Below are 906 nucleotides of genomic sequence, written 5' to 3'. Positions count from 1 at the left end.
AACCTTTAAAAATACCTTCAACCAACTTCCCTGCCTTGGTCATACGGAATAATTTGGGCATTGGCCAAGGTGGCGTATAGCTTTCCAAGCGCTCGACAGCTCGAGGGCTAAGTATCAGCATGCCGTGAGCACCTTCACCGCCAAGTACTTTCTGCCAGCTAAATGTGATTACGTCCAGTTTTTCCCAGGGCATATCCATGGCAAACACTGCCGAGGTTGCATCACAAATCGTCAAACCTTCACGATCGTCAGCTATCCAGTTGGCGTCTTCAACTTTGACACCCGAAGTCGTGCCATTCCAGGTAAATACAATATCGTGAGAAGAAGAAGCTTGAGAAAAATCAGGGAGTTTACCGTAGTCCGCTTCGTAGAGAGAAACATCATCCAACTTCAGCTGTTTTGTAATGTCGGTTATCCAGCCTTTACCGAAGGATTCCCACGCAAAAACATCGACAGGACGAGCACCGAGCATCGACCACATCGCCATTTCCATTGCTCCGGTATCAGAACCCGGTACTACACCCACTCGATAACCTTCAGGCAAACCCAATAAACGCGCCGTTTCAGTACAGCATGCTTCCAATGCTGTCTTACCAATCTTGGCGCGATGAGATCGACCTAAGGTATCTAATTGGAGCTGGTTAACGTCATAACCAGGCCTTTTACTACAAGGCCCTGATGAAAAGTTTGGGTTATTTGGTTTAATGCTTGGTTTTTGAATTGGCACAGCGCTGATCTCTGACTAAATAGATTAGAAAAATTTGCGCTATCCTATCATTTTTAGGGCTGTTAGGGTAAAGGCTTGACGTAGATTGTTATTTTTTAATCATCGCTTTTACTGTATTAATGACCGCGGCCTTAAAACACTACAACCCTGTATTTTTCGTTCAAGAGGTAGCGCGATAT

Annotated in this window: 1 protein-coding gene; it reads right to left on the bottom strand. The window is 45.1% G+C overall.

Annotated features, from left to right (window positions below):
* Positions 1-727, bottom strand: a 727-nt coding sequence (locus tag A3735_RS20155) for a phosphoserine transaminase (protein WP_231882587.1), incomplete at its 3' end; no start/stop codon positions are given.
* Between the last annotated feature and the right edge of the window lie 179 nt (positions 728-906).

Source organism: Oleiphilus sp. HI0061 (assembly GCF_001635675.1).
The sequence above is the reverse complement of the archived record's forward strand: the minus strand, read 5'-3'. Positions and strand labels throughout refer to the sequence as shown.